Raw genomic sequence first — 17,732 nt, 5'->3', positions numbered from 1 at the left:
GCAGCTATCAATTAAGGAGCAGATTCAATGACCACATCCCTTCGTCGCCCGTTCAAAGTCCTGGGCATCCAGCAGGTCGCCATTGGCGGCACCGACAAGCAGCGCATGAAAACCCTGTGGGTGGACATGCTGGGCCTCACCCAAACCGGCACCTTCCAGAGCGAGCGCGAAAACGTGGACGAAGACATCCTGGCCATGGGGCAGGGTGCCTACAAGGTCGAGGTGGACATCATGCAGCCGCTCGACATCGACAAAAAACCCGCCGTGCACACCACGCCGCTCAACCACATTGGGCTGTGGATCGACGATTTGCCCAAGGCCGTGGAATGGCTCACGGCCCAGGGCGTGCGTTTTGCGCCCGGCGGTATCCGCAAGGGCGCGGCGGGCTACGACATCACGTTTTTGCACCCCAAGAGCAATGACGAGTTTCCGATTGCGGGCGAGGGCGTCTTGATCGAACTGGTGCAGGCCCCGGCCGACGTGATTGCTGCACTGGGTTCATAGTTGCGAAAAATCGTTCTCCAAAGCGCACCAACGTCGGCCATCTCCCGGCGCTGCTCGGCTGCACAGAGTGCCAGATGGGAGCAGATAACCACCACAACGGGGCTGTTGAAGGCGCCAAGAAATTGGCTGCCCCAAAGCCCCGGCAAGTTCGATCAATCTGCGGTCTTCTGCTCCTAAAAAGTTCACAATTTGACGGTTGTTGATGCCTCGTTTTTCTTGGCATCTTTTGTGACCCTGTGGCGTGCTTTTGTGCCGTTTTCTCGTCCAGAATCCGCCCACCTCGCAGCGCGCCATGCCAAATCATCCGTGGTGTGCCGTGCGCGCGGTGTCGCTAAACAACTTCTTAAGCCTCGGGTGGCTCCGTGCCACGGTGGGGCAAATGCCTTGAAGGGAATTGATCGCCATGTCCTCCACGACCCTTGCCATGCCCGCCGCCCAGCCTGTGCCGCCGGCACCCACCGTACAAAACGTCCAGGTGCACCGGCGCCCAGCCACTGCCAACCCACAAGGCCCGTGGACCGTGGAAGCCATCCAGGCGCTGCTGGACAAACCGCTAATGGATTTGCTATTTGAAGCACAGACCGTGCACCGCCAGCACTGGCCCGCAGGCGACATCGAGCTGGCCACGCTGCTGTCCGTCAAAACCGGCGGCTGCCCCGAAAACTGTGGCTACTGCCCGCAGGCGGCCGAGTTCGATACGGGCGTGAAAGCCGACAAGCTGATGGAGGTGGACGAAGTGGTGCGCGCTGCCCAGGCCGCCAAGGATGCGGGGGCCACGCGGTTTTGCATGGGCGCCGCCTGGCGCGCGCCCAAGGACCGCGACATCGAAAAAGTCAGCGCCCTGATCGGTGCCGTGAAGGGCCTGGGCCTGCAGACCTGCGTCACCCTGGGCATGCTCGAATCGCACCAGGCGCAGGCCCTCAAGGATGCGGGGCTGGACTATTACAACCACAACCTGGACACCGCCCCTGAGTACTACACCGATGTGGTGAGCACCCGCGCCTACCAGGACCGGCTGGACACACTGGCGCATGTGCGCAGCGCGGGAATCAGCGTGTGCTGCGGCGGGATTGTGGGCATGGGCGAGGCGCCCGTGCACCGCGCTGGCCTGATCGCCCAGCTGGCCAACCTGCAGCCGTACCCCGAGTCGGTGCCCATCAACAGCCTGGTGCGCGTGCCCGGCACGCCCCTGGCTGACAGCGAGCCCATCGACCCGTTCGATTTTGTGCGCATGATCGCCGTGGCCCGCATCACCATGCCCAAGGCCCGGGTGCGCCTGTCCGCGGGGCGCCAGCAGATGGGCGAAGCCGTGCAGGCGCTGTGTTTCATGGCGGGCGCCAACTCCATCTTTTATGGCGACAAGCTGCTGGTGACCGGCAACCCCGATGTCGAGGCTGACGTGCAACTGCTGGCCAAGCTGGGCCTCAACGGACACCGCACCACCACTTCCTCTGAAAGTGGGGCAGAGGAAAGCGCCGCAGGCGCCTGCTGCTGAGAGCGTGGTGGTTAGCCGCCGCTGCTGCTGACGCTGCCTTCGCCGATGCCCACACCCTCGGTAGAGAGGTCCTGGGCAATGCGGTCGCGTTGCGCCTGCAGCGCATGTTCGCTGTCGGCAAACTGCTGCGCAATGCGCCGGAACTCTTCGGAGAGCGAGAGGAAGGCGTCCACCATGTCGGGGTCGAAGTGGCTACCTCGGCCGTCGCGGATGATTTCTACCGCCGTCTCATGGGAGAAGGCGGCCTTGTACACGCGCTCGGAGATCAGCGCGTCGTACACATCGGCCACCGCCATGAGCCGTGCCGACAGGGGGATGGTGTTGCCCACCAGCCCTTCGGGGTAGCCTGAGCCGTCCCACTTTTCCTGGTGGCTGTAGGCGATTTCCTTGGCGTAGCGAAAAAACGGGTTGTTCTGTGTGGTTTCGGTTTCTGCCGCCACGATGGCGTCCCGGCCCAGCGTGGTGTGGGTCTTCATGATCTCGAACTCTTCAGGCGTCAGCTTGCCCGGCTTGAGCAGGATGCGGTCGGGGATGCCAACCTTGCCAATGTCGTGCAGGGGGGCGGACTTGAAGATCACCTGGATGGCGTCTTCCGTGAGTTCGTCGCGAAAGCGCGGATGGTCCTGCAGCTTGCGGGCCAGCGCTTCAACATAGTGCTGCGTGCGGCGGATGTGGTTGCCGGTCTCGTTGTCCCGCGTTTCGGCCAGCGATGCCATGGCGCGGATGGTGGCGTCCTGTAGCTCCGCCAGGGCGCGCGTGCGGTTGGCCACCTCCTGCTCCAGAAAGTGGTTGTGGTGGGCGAGCAAATCCCGCGCTCGCTTGAGCTGCAGGTGGTTGCGCACGCGCGCCATGGTGATGGCGGGGTTGACGGGCTTGGTGATGTAGTCCACTGCGCCCAGCTCCAGCCCCACCGTTTCGTCGTCGGTGGCGCTCATGGCGGTGAGGAAAATCACCGGAATGTCTTCGGTCTCGGGGTTGAATTGCAGGCGCCGCAGCACCTCGTAGCCATCCATGTCCGGCATCATGATGTCGAGCAGGATCAGGTCGGGCTTTTCGGCCGCCACGATCTGCAGCGCGCGTTCGCCGGTGGGTGCCAGCTTGACCTTGTAGTCGGGGCGCAGGAGGTCGCTCATCAGCGACAGATTGCCCGGGGTGTCATCCACCACCAGCACCGTGCATTTGCCGCTCAATTCCAATGGGCTATTCATGAACTGGATCCTCCTTGTGTTGCATATCGTTCCCCGCCTTGCGCAGCACGTCGAGCGCATCGGCAAAGAGGTAGTTGTCGAGCAGCCGCTTCATGTCGGCGTAGGCGGGGCCCAGCAGGGCCTGAAGACTGGGGCCGGAGTCCTTGAACAATTCGATGGCGTCGGAATCACTGTCTTCCAGCAGGGCGCCAAGGCGTTCCACCAATGCGCGGGCCTGCGCGCCATCCAACGGGGTTCTGGCAGCGCTCGCCGTGCCGGGCGTGTCTGCCTCAGGGGGCAGGGCGCTCTGCAGCGCAGCCACCAGGGTCTGGCAGGCGGTGTCTACGGGCGGGAGCAGGGCTTCGAGGACGTCGGCGGTCGCGTTGTGTGCAATGGCTTGCTCCGCCGCGCCTGCCAGTTCGGCCAGGCCCACCGCGCCTATGGTGGCAGCGGTACCTTTGAGCGTGTGCATGGCGCGCTGCGCCGCCTCTGGCTGGGCGGCCGCGAGGTGCGCGCGCGCTTCTTTCACCGCGCTGCCTTGTCCGGCCACGAATTTGCGCAGCAGGCTCTCATAGGCCGTACGTTTGCCGAGTACACGCCGCAGCCCGGCGGCGGTGTCCAGGCCTTCGATGTGTGTCAGCGGGTCGGGGGTGTCCGCTGGCGCCAAGGAAGGAGCGCCAGGCACCGCAGGTTGCAGGGCAACAGTCTTACCGCTGGCGCCCCCAGTGTGCGGCAGTGCAATCCATTGCAGCAGGGCGGCGAACAGCGCGTCGGGGTCAATGGGCTTGGCTATGTGGCCGTTCATGCCCGCTTCCAGGCACTGCTCGCGGTCGCCGCTCATCGCGTTCGCGGTCATCGCCAGCACCGGCAGGCGCGCCCAGGCGGGGTTCTGGCGCAATTGGCGCGTGGCGGTGAGGCCGTCCATCACCGGCATCTGCATGTCCATGAGCACGATGTCATAGGTGCCTCGGGCCAGCATGTCGAGTGCGGCCTGGCCGTTGTCGGCCACATCCACTACCAGCCCGGCGCTGGCCAGCAGTTCGCTGCCCACCTGCTGGTTCAGGTCGTTGTCGTCCACCAGCAGCACGCGCGCCCCCTGGATCGATGCCAGGTTGGCGCCCCGTGCCGCTGAGGCTGGCAGGCGCCGCCCGTCGTCCACCCGCTGCGCGCCCCCCAATGCCCGCATGGCGGCATCAAAAAGCTGAGATGGGTTGACGGGCTTGGTCAGCATCAGCCCGATGCCGGTGCGTGTGAGTTCGGCCAGAACGTCGTCACGCCCATGCGCGGTGACGATGACCGGGCGCGGAGGGTGGGGCAGTTGGGCCAGCTGGCGGGCGGTTTCAAAACCGTCCATACCAGGCATCTTCCAGTCCAGAAAGGCGATTTCGCAGGGCCTGCCTGCCAGGTCCGCGGCGCGTGCCAGGTCCACGGCCTGCGCCCCCGAACTGGCCAGCGTGACCGAAAAACTCATGCTGGACAGCAGCTCGGCCAGGATCTGCCGGGCCTGTTCGCTGTCGTCCACCACCAGCACGCGGCGGCCACGCAGGTCGGGTTCCGGCAGCAGTGGCCGCTGCACGGCCGCGCCCAAACCCAGTCGCGCTGTGAACCAGAAGGTGCTGCCCTTGCCTGGCGCGCTGTGCACGCCCACCTCGCCGCCCATCAGGCTGGCAAGTTTCTTGGAAATCGCCAGGCCCAGGCCGGTGCCTCCGTACTTGCGCGTGGTCGAGGTGTCGGCCTGCTCGAACGAGCGAAACAGGCGCGCCTGCTGTTCTTCGGTCAGGCCGATGCCCGTGTCCTGCACTTCAAAGCGCAGCAGCACGCCCTGGATATCCCGCGCTGCTTCGCGTACCCGCACGATGATCTCGCCCTCGTCCGTGAACTTGACAGCATTGTTGGCGTAGTTCACCAGGATCTGCCCCAGCCGCAGGGGGTCTCCACGCAAGTCGGCGGGCAGGTGGGAGTCCACGTCGAACATCAGCTCCAGGCCTTTGCTGGCGCATTTCTCGCCCAGCAGGTTGGCCACGTTGTCGAGCACGGCATGCAGGTCGAAATCCACCACCTCGACTTCGAGCTTGCCCGCCTCGATCTTGCTGAAATCCAGGATGTCATTGATCAGGCCCAGCAGGTGCTGTCCCGACCGCTGTATCTTTTCGACGTAGTCGCGCTGGTGCGCGGTCAGCTCGGTGGCCAGCGCCAGGTGGCTCATGCCAATCACGGCGTTCATGGGCGTGCGGATCTCGTGGCTCATGTTGGCCAGGAAGTCTGATTTCATGCGCGATGCGTCCTCTGCCTTGGCGCGGGCCACCTCCAGTTCATCCTCATGTTCCTGCAGCGCGGCGTTGGCTCGCTGCAGCTCCGTGGTGCGCTGGGCTACCCGGGCCTCCAGGGCTTCCTCGTTGCGCTTGAGGGCTTCCACCAGCTCGGCCTGGGCCTCCAGGGCCTGAGAAGTGGCCTTTTCACGCTGGAGGAACTGGCGCGCCATGGCAATGGCCAGCAAAAAGGTCAGGATGGCCTGGAACGCGGTCAGCCCGGTGGTCAGCAGGGTCTGGTGCTTGACCTCTTCGTTGCGCCGGTCGCCCAGCAAGGCGGAGATGCGCGATGCCTGCAGCGACAGCTCTTGAACGATGTCGCGCAGCTTGTTCAGCTCGGCCCGCAACAGACGCATATTTGTCTGGCTCGATGCCGCGTCCACACTCTGCCCGAAATGGTTGTCCCCTGCGGCGACAAACTTCTGCAGTGCTTCCAGGGCTGTGGCGTAGATCGGTTCCTCCTGCATCAGCGTGCGGGCGGTGCCGCTCTCCAGCGCGCTGAAGCGGCTCAGGAACAGGTCATAGCGCAGCTCCAGCCGGTCCATGGGCAGGCTCGGCGGGTCCAGCTCGAACTGGTGCAGGGCGTGGTCGAGTTTTTCGTACTCCACATTGAGCTGCAGGAATGACCACAGGGCATTGACGTCGCCCCGGCGCATGACCGCCTCGACGCTGCGGTATTGGTGGTACTGCACCCCGGCAATGGCCACATACGCCACCACCAGGCCCGCGATGATCAGCCGCAGAAAGTGCTTGCCCCGGATCATGGTGTGGTTCCTGGGAAGTTGGGAGGAGGGGGTGGACTAGCGAATTCGCAGGATATGGAGCTGCCAGGCGGCGCGGTTGTAGTACAGCTCGCTGCGCAGCTCTGCCTTGGTGTCAAACGGATAGACAATGAAAAGCGGCCCCTTTTCGCGCACACGCATGGGGCGGTTGTTCATGAGCCGGGCAACGATCACATCGTGGCGCGTGGCATCGTCGATGGGGATTTCCGTCTTGTAGTCGTTGAGCGCCACCGCCGTGATGTTCTTGCCCTTGGCGCCCACGGCCGCCAGCACATCGCGCAGCAGGGGGCCAGTGAAAGTGACGGCGCTGGGGTACCAGGGGGTCTGGGTGGAGAAGCTGTGCTGGGGCAGCTTCTCCAGCATGGCCATGTCGAACTGGGCTTGCGAGCCGTTGTTGGTCTGGCTGATCGCGCCGTCGATGGTCAGAACGACCGTGCCGGTGGGTTTGTCTAAAGCTCGGGCCTCGGGCAGTGTCGCCGCAGCGACCGCGATAACTGCGATTCCCAGCCACAAGGCAACGCGTGCCCCTGAAAGACTCGTATGCATAACGCTCCCCCTTTTGCAACAGTCTTGCAGACAGTTGCCCAAAATGTAAATCGTTTTCTAGCAGCATGGGTCTTGTGATGCACCAGCGACGCAGATGAGTACCCATACCAGGGCTGCGCTCACACGGCATAGCAGGACATACCCTGCCTGTGCACTCGCTGCAAGGCCGTGACAAGCTCAAAGGGGATAAGTACAGTGGGTAGCAGGTCCGATATTCCAAAGCAGGTTTGTAGCCTGCGCCAATCATTCGGGAGGGAGGTGCATGGGCTCACGAAAGCTCTGCAAGCGTTGGCCCCCTGTCGCGCAATGCAGCGCCGTCGGTAGTGAGGCCACAGAGGTCCTCAATGCGCCGCACAGCCCTGCATCGCATAACGTGGTCGCATCATTTCCGTGTTGGCAAGGCATCTCACCATGGGTAGTTTCGATACTGAAGACCGGCCGTTTGAACAGGAAATGGCACTTTCTGAACCCGACTACCGGCTGTTGGTAGATCAGGTGCAGGCGGCCGTCTTTGTGATTCAGAAGGGGCGGTTCCTTTTTGTGAATCCCAAGCTCCTGGAGCTTTTCGGATACTCCAGGGAAGAGATGCTCAGAGGCATGGATCCCATGCTGCTGTGCGTGCCCGAGCACCGGGACATGGTGCGGGAGCAGACGAACGCCCGGGTAGCGGGGGTCCCAGGCAAAGCCTATGAGGTCGAATGCCTGCGCAAGAACGGCGAGCGGTTCAGCGCCCAGGTCTGGGGCGTGCGCATTTTTCTGTCGGCGCAAGCAGCGGACCTGGTCACGTTGCATGACGTCAGTGCAATCCAGGCGGCCACGCGGTACGCGCAGCAGCGTGTTCAGCTGTTTCGCAATGCTGAAGAGCTTGCACGCATTGGTTCTGCGGAGGTGGACTTGGTGTCCGGCACGGTCACCCTGTCGTCAGGCATGCATGCCATCTTGGGAATCCCGCTCACCGAGACGCCCCCCGGCACAGACTGGCTGCTGGCGCGCGTACCTCCGGTAGAGCGCCCCTATGTTCAGGCCATCAGCGAGGGAGTTTCCCCCGACGACGTCTGTGAGTTCCAGCACCGTATTGTTCACACCGACGGCAGCTTGCGCACGGTGCTGCACCGGGTCCTTGCCGAGGCCGATGAAGGCGGAAAGGTGATCAGGACGGTCACACTCCTGCAGGACATCACCCTGCAGCGGGCGGCTGAACAGAAACTGGACAAGCTCGCGAATACCGACGAAATCACCGGGCTGCCGAACCGCAACGCGCTGACGGAATACCTTGATACCAAAATGCGCGAGGCCGCGCGGGGAGGGCGGCACATTGCGGTCCTGAGCGTTGAGATTGACAGACTCAAGCTTGTCAGTGAATCACTGGGTCACGCAGCTGGGGACCAGTTGCTCATGGAGGTCGGCAGACGGCTCCAGCCCCAGGTTTCCCAGGACGATCTGCTGGCGCACTTTGGAAGCGGCGAGTTTTCCTTGGTGCTGGTTCGGGAAGAGTCTGTGGATGAAGCCATGGCACGGGGCACCGCCGCCTCATTGGTAGATGCGCTGTCCCTTCCAGTTGCCATTGGCGACAACGAGATCAAGGTGACCTGCGATATCGGAATATCCCTTTACCCTGTGCACGGGGATGATCCTGAAAAACTGCTCCAGCAAGCGCAAGCGGCGATGTATCGCGCCCATGAGCTGGGCAAGAACCAAATCTGCGTTTTCAGTTCGGGCATGCATTCCAAGGCGATCTCCAGGCTTGTCATGGAGTCGGGATTGCGTCGAGCTTTGGAGCGCAACGAGTTTGAACTGCATTTTCAGCCCAAACTCGAATTGGTCAGCGGGTCCATCATTGGTGCCGAGGCATTCCTTGAATGGAAATCCCCCGATGGCGCATTAATTTCCCGGTCCAGCTATATCCGGGCCGCTGAAGAAACCGGCCTGATCGTGCCGATCGGTGAATGGGTTCTGCGCACCGCCTGTCTCCAGGCGCTGGAATGGCAGCGCGCTGGTCATCCCATGTGCCGGGTTGCCGTCAACCTGTCGGCTCGCCAGCTTCAACAACCCGATCTGGCTCAGAAGATAGAAAAGATCCTCATCGAAACCGGCCTTGATCCAAGGCTGCTGGGGCTGGAGATCACCGAGGGTGCGCTCATGGGGGAAAGCACTCGCATCGCGCGGATTTTGGGTGACCTCAAGACCCTGGGCATCGAGATTTCGCTGGATGATTTTGGCACCGGCTATTCCAGCCTGAGCTACCTGCGCACACTGCCCATTGACGTGGTGAAGGTAGACCGCTCGTTTGTCCACGACGTCACGGCAGCTTCTCAAGATGTGTCCATCACGCGCGCGATCATCAACATGGCGCACAGCCTGCAGATGAGAGTGTTGGCAGAAGGTGTTGAGACCGAGGGGCAACTGGCGTTGCTCATCGCCAACGGCTGTGACCAGATGCAAGGGCACTATTTCAGCGGACTGCTATCGGCCGACGCCATGGGTTCCCTGTTGCGTGAAAGCAAGGCCTTGCCTGAGCACTTGTTATTGCGCCGCGCCCAACAACGTACCTTGTTGCTCGTTGACGACGAAGACAGCATCGTTTCTGCGTTGCGCAGATTGCTGCGTCGGGATGGCTATCACATCGTGACGGCCAACAGCGGGGCGCAAGGTTTGCAAAGGCTGGCCGAAAACTCGGTGGATGTGATTGTCTCGGACCAGCGGATGCCCGGTATGACGGGGGTGGAGTTCCTGCGCCGGGCCAAGGAGCTGTATCCAGACACCGTACGAATGGTGCTGTCTGGCTACACGGAGCTTCAGTCCATCACCGATGCGATCAATGAAGGCGCTATCTACAAGTTCCTCACGAAACCATGGGATGACGAGCGGCTTCGCGGGCATGTGGCGGAAGCGTTCTCTCAAAAGGGAATGGCCGATGAGAATCGGCGGCTGGCGAGCGCAGTTCTGCGAGCCAACGATGAACTCACTGCAGTGAATGACCGTTTGCAACAGTTGCTAACGAATCAACGTGAGCAGATTCACCGCGAAGAGAGTAGCCTGAGCGTCGCACGGGAGGTCTTGGATCATATTCCTGCCGCGGTCATCGGGGTGGACCTGGAGGGCATGGTGGCATTTGTGAATGCAGATGCCGAAGCACTGTTTGGAAGGACCACCGCGTTGTTGGGACAGGATGCGGACGACGTGCTACCGGCAGATCTGCGCCATGTATGGCGTGCCGCCGATCAGAGCTACCACGATGTGCAACTCGCGGGAGAGACGTTTCGCGTTGTATGCCGCTCCATCGGAGGAGAAAATCATTCACGAGGTCGATTGCTGGTCTTGGTGCCAGGCAGTGCGGCTTGAACTCTATGCGCGCCCATGCAAGCTCTTGCTACCACCACTGAACGGGTTCCGGAGGGACTACTTTTAGCGCAGCCCGTACTGGATGCCCATGCGCAACTTCTGTTGCCAGAGGGGACGCCTGTCACGCGCGAAATTCTCAACAACTTGCAGCATCGAGGTATCGACACGATTTTTGTGAATGCCCCCGAGGAGTTAGCACAGCGCAATGGAAAAGTGGATCCGGTTGAGCAACGGGCACTAACGGAACAGCGTTTGTTGCACTTGTTCAGGCCTGCCCTGCGGGCAGGGCAACTCAACCCATTGCTGCACATGATTTTGAGGCACCGGCTTGAGGAGAGGCCATGAAGCAACTCACTGCGGATGCAATCTTGCACAGCGTGCACGGATTGCCTGCCTTGCCAGCAGTCGTGCTGGAGTTGATCCAGTCCTTTGGCGACAGCGATGTTTCGGCGGAGCAACTGGCCATAAAGATATCGCACGACCAGGCCATTGCCGCGAAAACCCTTCGACTTGCGAATTCTTCCTTCTACGGGTTGCCGCGTCAGGTCACTTCTATCACTGAGGCTACGGCAATCCTGGGGCTGCGCACATTGCGCGGCGTGGCAACGGCCGCAGGCCTTGTCAGCGGGTTTGCCAAGTCGCGCTGCCAAGGCTTCGATTTCGATGCGTTCTGGTGCCATTCCATCGGTACGGCGCTTACCTGCCGGGCCCTGGCGCAGCGCACCCGATTGGATGAAGACGCCGCGTTTACGTTGGGGCTGTTGCATGACATTGGGCGCTTGGTTCTGGTCAGCTCCTATGAGGAGGAATATGCCCAGGCCATTGCATATCGGGCAGAACATGACTGTTTCATGCATGTTGCAGAACAGCATCAATTTGGTGTTGACCACGCAGAGGTCGGCGGCCTCATCGCTGAGCATTGGCACTTTGCCCCAGAGATCGTCGCAGCCATCGCATGCCATCACAGGCCTCGGTCCCATGCTGGCAAAGGGCTCATGGATCTCGTCCATGTTGCTGACAACATTGCCCATGGCCTCGATCTTTCGCACCAGGAAGATGACATGGTGCCGCTGCTGTCACTGGATGCCTGGGGCAGGCTCGCGCTGGGTGAGAAGGACTACAGGGAAGTTTTTGACACCGTTGCTGAACAACACGACGTCGTCTGTCACGCGTTGCTGGCCTGAAGGAGGGTTGACATGAGTTCTCACGATCCGCAGTTGGCTGAGGCCGCAAACACGACATCCTCGCCGCTCACTGCCGCCGATGTCACGGCAGACCGGGTCAAGGAACTGCTGCGCTCCAATGAGGAGCTGATGCAACTGAATGCCAAACTTTCGGATGCACAGGACAAGCTCATGCAGTCGGAAAAAATGGCCTCTATCGGTCAACTGGCTGCCGGAGTGGCCCACGAAATCAACAATCCGATTGGATTCATATTCTCTAATTTCGGGACTCTCGAACGCTATCTGGGTGATCTTTTTCAGATGCTCGCTGCCTATGAAGAGGCCGAGTCCGCATTGGCAGGCACTCCGGCAGCAGCCCGTCTGAGGGCTCTGCGCGAAAAGATAGAACTGGACTTTCTGAAGGAGGACATCCCCTCGTTGATGGCAGAGTCGAAGGACGGCATCACGCGGGTGCGCAATATTGTCCAGAACCTGAAGGACTTCTCCCGGGTGGACACCTCGCAAAAGTGGGTCCTGGCCGATTTGCACCATGGCATTGATTCCACACTGAACATCGTCAACAACGAAATCAAATACAAGGCGGAGGTCGTCAAGGCGTACGGTGAACTCCCGGATATCGAGTGCCTTCCCTCTGAACTCAATCAGGTTTTCATGAACCTTCTGGTCAACGCTGCGCACGCCATCCAGGCAGACAGGGGCGTCATCACCATTAGCACCGGCGCTGACGACAGCCGGGTATGGGTGGAAATACAGGATACCGGCGAAGGCATTGCCAAAGAGAATCTGGGAAGAATCTTCGACCCGTTCTTTACCACCAAAGCGGTGGGCAAAGGGACCGGGCTTGGACTGTCTCTTTCCTATGGCATCGTCAAGAAGCACTTTGGCAGCATTGACGTGTTCAGCGAGCAGGGGGTTGGGACTCGTTTTCGTGTCACGCTGCCGATTCAGCACCCGCAGGAGGCTTGAGGTGTGAATTCCCCTATCGACGTCACCGCCTTGTCAGGGGCGGCTTTGCAAGAGGAGGGCGCCAGTCTGCAGGGCGGTGGTCAGCGCGTCTGGCGCATTCTGTGCGTGGACGACGAGCCCAACATTGTGGCCTCGCTCAGGCGGCTGTTTCGTGGCAGCGGATACCAGGTGACAACGGCCACGAGTGGTGCCCAAGCCATTGCGCACCTGGAGCAAGAGCCTGTGGATCTGGTCTTCTCCGACATGAGAATGCCCGGCATGAGCGGGGCGCAGTTGCTGGAGCAGATACGGGAGCGGTGGCCCAAAACGACACGCGTACTGCTCACAGGCTACGCTGACATTGGGTCAACCATCGCGGCCATCAACAGCGGGGAAGTCTATCGGTACATCACCAAGCCGTGGGATGACGGTGAGGTGCTTGCCACGGCTCACCAGATTTTTGAGCGGCATGCCCTGGAAGACGAAAAAACCCGGTTGGAAGAACTGCTCAGGGCCAAAAACCAGGCCTTGATGGAATTGAATGAAACCCTGGAGGAAAAGGTTGCGGCGCGCACCAGCGAGTTGCTCCAGCTCAGTCAAAAAATCAAGAAAAACTACCTTACCTCCATCAAGGTGTTTTCCAACCTCATGGAGTGGCGAGGTGGGCAACTCTCCGGCCACTCGCGCCGTGTGGCGGATCTGGCCCGTCGCACCGCACGGGCCATGAACATGGCGGAAGCGGATCAACAGGACGCGTTCATCGCAGGGCTCATGCATGACATTGGGCAGATTGCCTTGCCTGACACCTTGCTGGCCAAACCCGTTCCCAAGCTTTCCGATGAAGAAACTGCGCAATACCGACGGCATGCCGTTCTGGGAGAGCAGGCACTGATGGCGCTGGATGACATGCAGACGGTGTCCAACATCATCCGCAGCCACCACGAGCGGCACGATGGGCTCGGATATCCTGATGGCCTGGTCGGGGAGATGATTCCAATGGGGGCCTGCATCCTCGCTGTGGCAGATACCTACGATGATCTGCAGATCGGCCATCTCAGCTCCACCCCCCTGAGTGCTGCAGACGCACGATCAATGATTGCCAGGGGCAGGGGAACCCAGTTTCATCCAGAAGTGGTGGATGTGTTCCTGCAGATGCTCCTGAAGGCTGCGCCCGTTGCAGACGCTCCGCCGCGCATGCTGCGAACGGCACAACTTCGACCCGGCATGATTCTGGCGCGCGATCTTTTGTCCAGCGAAGGCGCCGTGTTGCTTGCCGCCGATCACGTGCTCACCGCCGAATTGATCAAGAGGCTGCGATTGCGCGAAGGGCGGGACGATGTGGAAATGATCTTGCCCATAAAACCGTAACGGAGAGGGAGCCAGCCATGCAGAGAATTCTCTTGCTCGATGATGAACACCACGTCTTGGCTGCAATCAAGCGCAGTCTGCGGGCGGGACTCGGTTCTGAGCTCCGCATTGAAGAGACCGTGGATCCGGAAGTTGCCTTGGCCAGACTGAGAGAGACCGCCTTTGACGTGGTGATCTCGGACTTTAGGATGCCGCTCATGACTGGCGTGGAGTTTCTGGGTCTGGTGCGAACCATTCAGCCCAAGGCAGTCCGGATGGTTTTAAGCGCGTCGTCCGATTCGGAGAACCTGATGCGAGCCGTCAATGACGCAGAAGTCTTTCGTTATCTGTTGAAACCCTGGGATGAAAAAGACCTGCTTGGTCACGTCCGCTCAGCCCTGGAGAGAGCGGATCAACTGCGCCATGAAAGTGAACTTGCCGACGTGGGGCGGCATGAATTGGGGCAACTCAGTGCGACGGAGTTGGAGCGCCGTCGATTGGAAGCCATGGAACCCGGATTGACGCAGGTGACGTGGGGCCCCAATGGAGAGGTTTTGGGCCCCGAGAACTAGCGTTACGCCTTTTGTGCTGGGCAGCGTCGTGGTGCCAGGACGCTGGATTGCAGAACCGGGAAGTCTGCCAAAAGACCGTGGATAGAATGTTTGCTATTTAACATAATATACATCGTATTTATTTTAAAGATAGCGTCACATCGGACCGTGCCATTCCTTATGATGGCCCACCAATCGCACGAGAAGGCGCCATGAACATCGACACCACGTCTTTGATTCGGGACATGGGAATGAACGCGGGCCTGCTGTGTTTTCTGGCCGCGCTGTACAGCATCGTCCTGAGTGGCCTGCGCCATCCCGACCTGGGCATCAGGAAGACGCGGCAACGATGGTTGCCCTGGATCACAGGGCTCATGTTTGGAGTCATCGGCATCCTGACCATGCTCGTGCCTTTGCGGCTGGCCGAAGGCGTGATCGTTGACGCCAGGTTGGTGATGGCGGGCCTGGCCGGCGCCTATCTGTCGCCGCTGGGTGCTGTGCTGTGCGCTGTGGTGCTCGGCGCCTACCGGCTCAGCCTGGGCGGCATCGGCAGCGGCCCGGCCATGGTCGGTATTGTTTTGACCACGGGTATCGGGTGGCTCTGGCAGCGCCACAGGCCTTACTTTTCTCCACAGCGTTTTGGAGCCTTTTCCGATGGGGTCTGGCTAATCGGACTCGGCTTGAGCCTGGCGGCCGGCGGCATGCTGGCGATACAGACCTTGCCGCCAGAGATTGCGCGAGCAGTCACGACGCGCTCCTGGATGGCTGTGGTGGTGATCTACCCCATCGGCACGGTGCTGCTCGGGTTCCTACTGGACAACACGCAAAAACTCAACCAGCGCGAAGAGACCCTGGAGCAGACAGCCGAGACCTTGAAGACCATGCTGGCCGAAGCGCGGCAGGCCGCCAGCGTTTTCGTCAACAGCAAGGACACGATTGCCATCGTGCAACCAGACGGCACCGTGCTGGATGTCAACCCGACCTACAGCAACGTGCTGGGCTACTCGCGCGAGGAGCTGATTGGCAAGTCATCTGCCGTCCTGCGCCTTGATGAAGGGGGCGAATCCACATTCCTGCGCCGCGTCGCACAGGCCATCGAGCGAGACGGCCGATGGCATGGCGAACTGGTCAGGCGCCGCAAAAATGGCGAAGCCTTTGTCTCGGAGGTCACCATCGAAGGCATCAAGGACGCGGACGGCGTCGTGCGCAAATGGGTCTCTGTGGGTAAGGATGTGACCGAGCAACGCCGCCTGGAGCAGGCCCTGCAGCAGTTTGGCAACTACGACGCCCTCACCGGCCTGTCCAGCCGCCGCCTTTTTGCCAAAGAGCTGAATGCGACCCTCCAGAAACGCATCGAAACCAATGGCATCCTGGCCCTGTGTTTGCTGGACATCGACCAGTTCAAGGACCTCAACGAGCAATGGGGTCAGCCCCTGGCGGACCAGTTCCTTCGGGTATTTGCGCAGCGCCTGCGGGCCGAGGCAGAGCCAGACAACCTCATTGGCCGCATTGGCGGCGATGAATTCGCCGTGGCACTGAAAGACTGCGCACACACCGAAGCCGCCCTGCAGCGGCTCGAGGGCCTGCGCCAGTCGCTGGCGCGGACGGCCGTGCTGGACAATGTGCAACTGCGCCTGACCTGCAGCGCCGGGGTCACGTTCTATCCCGATGATCTGGGGGACGCTGACGGCCTGCTGCGCCATGCAGACCTGGCGCTGTATGCGGCCAAGGAACAAGGCAAGGACCGGATCGCGGTGTTCGACGTCCAGCAGGGCCAGCGGCTGCAAGCGCGCAGGCACACGGCCAAGCTGGTCGAGGACGCCCTGCTGCAAGGCGAGATGGAGCTGTTTTTTCAGCCCAAGGTCAGAATCTCGGATGGGCAGGTGATTGGTGCCGAATCCTTGATCCGGTGGCACCATCCCGAGCGAGGGCTGCTGGCGCCGGGTGCGTTTATGGACGACATTGTGGGCACCCCTGCTTCCGGCAAACTGGACTATTGGGTGCTGGACGCTGCATTCAAAGCCGGGCACACGCTCGTCACCCAGGGCTGCCCCCTGCCCTTGAGCATCAACATCGCAGTGCCCACACTGATCGACAGCCGGTTTCAGCAGGAAGTCGCGCGACTGCTCAAGCGGCACCCATCCTTGCCCCAGCCCTTTCTGGAGGTCGAGTTGCTGGAAACCGAAACTTTCAACGACCTCTCGGCCGTGGCCTATGTCATCCAGGGGCTGGACGAGCTGGGTGTGCAATGCTCCATCGACGACTTCGGCACTGGCTACTCATCGCTCACCTATCTGCAACGCCTGCCCGCACAGATCGTGAAGATCGACCAGTCCTTCGTGCGCGAGATGCTCGACAACGAGCGCGATCGTGCCCTGGTGCGCGGCATCGTGAGTCTGGCCCATGCGTTCAACCGCACCGTGGTGGCGGAAGGTGTGGAGACCACGGCCCATGCCGGGGCACTGCGCGATCTGGGGTGCGATGGCCTGCAGGGCTATGGCATTGCCAGGCCGATGCCGCTGCCGGATCTGATCCGCTGGATCCGGGCGTGGCAGCCGCCGCCGGAGTGGGTCGGTGCCCCGCAGCCGGTGCGCTGACGGTCTGCGGCGCTTCCTTGCAAACCCCGCAGAAAGCGAGAACAGGCATTGATCGCCCTTGGGCCCGCGCACTGGCGGTAACTCGAAGCTAATGCAGGTTTCCGGCTCCACCCTCCTCCCCCACCCGCTACCATCCACGCCCATGAATCCTACAAGCCCCGCGCCATCCCTCCGGTCTTCCATCCACTTTGGCCACACAGGTCGCGTCTGCATCGTTACCGGTGGCGCGCAAGGCATTGGTGAAGCCTGCGTCCGCCGGTTTGCAGTTGAAGGCGCCAAACCGGTGATCGTGGATGTGGACGATGCACGCGGCCAGGCCCTGGCTGCGGAACTGGGCGCGCTGTATGTGCGCTGCGACGTAGGCGACAAGGCGCAGGTGGATGCGCTGGTCGCCCAGGTGCTGGCCGCCCACGGGCGCATCGACGTGCTGGTGAACAACGCGGGCATCTTCCGCGCGGCGGATTTTCTGGAAGTGACCGAGGCCGACTTTGATGCCGTGCTGCGGGTCAACCTCAAGGGCTCGTTCCTCGTCGGCCAGGCCGTGGCCCGGGCCATGGTCGCATCGGGTGGCGGCTCCATTGTCAACATGAGCTCGGTCAACGGTGTGCTGACCATCCCCGATATCGCGAGCTACAACGTGAGCAAAGGTGGCGTGAACCAGCTCACGCGCGTGATGGCGCTGGCGCTGGCCGACAGGAACATCCGCGTGAACGCCGTGGCGCCCGGCACCATCGCCACCGAGCTGGCCGCCAAGGCTGTGCTGACCAGCGATGAGGCCAAGAACAAGATCATGAGCCGCACACCCATGAAGCGGCTGGGCGAGCCGTCGGAGATTGCCGACGTGGTGGCCTGGCTGGCCAGCGACGCCGCCAGCTATGTGACCGGCGAGATCGTGACCGTGGATGGTGGCCGCATGACGCTGAACTACACCGTTCCAGCCTGA

The 17,732-nt window shown here is 61.5% G+C and carries 13 protein-coding genes; 10 read left to right on the top strand and 3 right to left on the bottom strand.

The genetic code is table 11. The features are described from left to right. Window positions 1–27 precede the first annotated feature (27 nt). Entirely contained in the window at window positions 28–504 is a 477-nt protein-coding gene (locus ACODS0_RS03000; RefSeq protein ID WP_487255115.1) for a VOC family protein, read from the top strand. Between the two features lie 394 nt (window positions 505–898). Further along, window positions 899–1,999 (top strand): biotin synthase BioB, encoded by a 1,101-nt coding sequence (gene bioB / locus ACODS0_RS02995; RefSeq protein WP_488832700.1) that lies wholly within the window; start codon window positions 899–901, stop codon window positions 1,997–1,999. A gap of 11 nt (window positions 2,000–2,010) precedes the next feature. Here bioB and ACODS0_RS02990 read toward each other — a convergent pair whose 3' ends face one another. From ACODS0_RS02990 to ACODS0_RS02980, 3 genes are read right to left on the bottom strand one after another with little or no spacing between them, the layout of a single operon-like run. Beyond that, entirely contained in the window at window positions 2,011–3,207 is a 1,197-nt protein-coding gene (locus ACODS0_RS02990) for a response regulator (protein ID WP_488832698.1), read from the bottom strand. After that, a complete protein-coding gene (locus tag ACODS0_RS02985; RefSeq protein ID WP_488832696.1) occupies window positions 3,200–6,259 on the bottom strand; it encodes a hybrid sensor histidine kinase/response regulator in 3,060 nt (1,019 codons plus the stop codon). The genes ACODS0_RS02990 and ACODS0_RS02985 overlap by 8 nt, the downstream gene beginning before the upstream one ends. Before the next feature lie 36 nt (window positions 6,260–6,295). After that, window positions 6,296–6,823, bottom strand: coding sequence for a putative pterin-binding protein (locus tag ACODS0_RS02980; protein WP_488832694.1), 528 nt, complete (start codon window positions 6,821–6,823; stop codon window positions 6,296–6,298). A 411-nt stretch (window positions 6,824–7,234) separates the two neighbouring features. On the opposite strand from ACODS0_RS02980, the gene ACODS0_RS02975 reads away from it, so the two are divergent. The 8 genes from ACODS0_RS02975 to ACODS0_RS02940 all read left to right on the top strand — a co-directional run bounded on the left by ACODS0_RS02975 (window position 7,235) and on the right by ACODS0_RS02940 (window position 17,732). Continuing rightward, window positions 7,235–10,165: an EAL domain-containing protein gene (locus ACODS0_RS02975; protein WP_488832692.1), complete on the top strand. Its 2,931-nt coding sequence runs from the start codon at window positions 7,235–7,237 to the stop codon at window positions 10,163–10,165. Window positions 10,166–10,180: 15 nt separating this feature from the next. Next, window positions 10,181–10,510 carry a hypothetical protein gene (locus tag ACODS0_RS02970; RefSeq protein WP_218301112.1) on the top strand — a complete coding sequence of 110 codons (330 nt, stop codon included), beginning with the start codon at window positions 10,181–10,183 and terminating at the stop codon, window positions 10,508–10,510. Continuing rightward, window positions 10,507–11,349 (top strand): HDOD domain-containing protein, encoded by an 843-nt coding sequence (locus ACODS0_RS02965; RefSeq protein ID WP_488832689.1) that lies wholly within the window; start codon window positions 10,507–10,509, stop codon window positions 11,347–11,349. The genes ACODS0_RS02970 and ACODS0_RS02965 overlap by 4 nt, the downstream gene beginning before the upstream one ends. Before the next feature lie 12 nt (window positions 11,350–11,361). Next, entirely contained in the window at window positions 11,362–12,315 is a 954-nt protein-coding gene (locus ACODS0_RS02960; RefSeq protein ID WP_488832687.1) for an ATP-binding protein, read from the top strand. A 3-nt stretch (window positions 12,316–12,318) separates the two neighbouring features. Then, the gene (nosR, locus tag ACODS0_RS02955) at window positions 12,319–13,662 is read left to right on the top strand and encodes a response regulator c-di-GMP phosphodiesterase, NosR family (RefSeq protein WP_488832685.1); all 1,344 of its coding nucleotides are present in this window, start codon (window positions 12,319–12,321) and stop codon (window positions 13,660–13,662) included. Between the two features lie 17 nt (window positions 13,663–13,679). Next, window positions 13,680–14,213 (top strand): response regulator, encoded by a 534-nt coding sequence (locus ACODS0_RS02950; RefSeq protein WP_121506332.1) that lies wholly within the window; start codon window positions 13,680–13,682, stop codon window positions 14,211–14,213. Window positions 14,214–14,404: 191 nt separating this feature from the next. Then, on the top strand, window positions 14,405–16,789 hold the full coding sequence (locus ACODS0_RS02945) for a putative bifunctional diguanylate cyclase/phosphodiesterase (protein WP_488832683.1): 2,385 nt from the start codon (window positions 14,405–14,407) through the stop codon (window positions 16,787–16,789). A gap of 142 nt (window positions 16,790–16,931) precedes the next feature. Then, on the top strand, window positions 16,932–17,732 hold the full coding sequence (locus ACODS0_RS02940) for an SDR family NAD(P)-dependent oxidoreductase (protein WP_488832681.1): 801 nt from the start codon (window positions 16,932–16,934) through the stop codon (window positions 17,730–17,732).

The organism is Acidovorax sp. FG60, assembly GCF_057808995.1.
Note: the sequence above shows the minus strand (reverse complement) of the source record. Positions and strands in the feature narration are given on the sequence as shown.

What these genes read in the sequence shown, in the direction of transcription:
- ACODS0_RS03000 (WP_487255115.1), top strand. Translation starts at nt 28, where the DNA reads ATGACCACATCCCTTCGTCGCCCGTTCAAAGTCCTGGGCATCCAGCAG.
- ACODS0_RS02990 (WP_488832698.1), bottom strand. Translation starts at nt 3,207, where the DNA reads ATGAATAGCCCATTGGAATTGAGCGGCAAATGCACGGTGCTGGTGGTG.
- ACODS0_RS02985 (WP_488832696.1), bottom strand. Translation starts at nt 6,259, where the DNA reads ATGATCCGGGGCAAGCACTTTCTGCGGCTGATCATCGCGGGCCTGGTG.
- ACODS0_RS02980 (WP_488832694.1), bottom strand. Translation starts at nt 6,823, where the DNA reads ATGCATACGAGTCTTTCAGGGGCACGCGTTGCCTTGTGGCTGGGAATC.
- ACODS0_RS02975 (WP_488832692.1), top strand. Translation starts at nt 7,235, where the DNA reads ATGGGTAGTTTCGATACTGAAGACCGGCCGTTTGAACAGGAAATGGCA.
- ACODS0_RS02970 (WP_218301112.1), top strand. Translation starts at nt 10,181, where the DNA reads ATGCAAGCTCTTGCTACCACCACTGAACGGGTTCCGGAGGGACTACTT.
- ACODS0_RS02965 (WP_488832689.1), top strand. Translation starts at nt 10,507, where the DNA reads ATGAAGCAACTCACTGCGGATGCAATCTTGCACAGCGTGCACGGATTG.
- ACODS0_RS02960 (WP_488832687.1), top strand. Translation starts at nt 11,362, where the DNA reads ATGAGTTCTCACGATCCGCAGTTGGCTGAGGCCGCAAACACGACATCC.
- ACODS0_RS02950 (WP_121506332.1), top strand. Translation starts at nt 13,680, where the DNA reads ATGCAGAGAATTCTCTTGCTCGATGATGAACACCACGTCTTGGCTGCA.
- ACODS0_RS02945 (WP_488832683.1), top strand. Translation starts at nt 14,405, where the DNA reads ATGAACATCGACACCACGTCTTTGATTCGGGACATGGGAATGAACGCG.
- ACODS0_RS02940 (WP_488832681.1), top strand. Translation starts at nt 16,932, where the DNA reads ATGAATCCTACAAGCCCCGCGCCATCCCTCCGGTCTTCCATCCACTTT.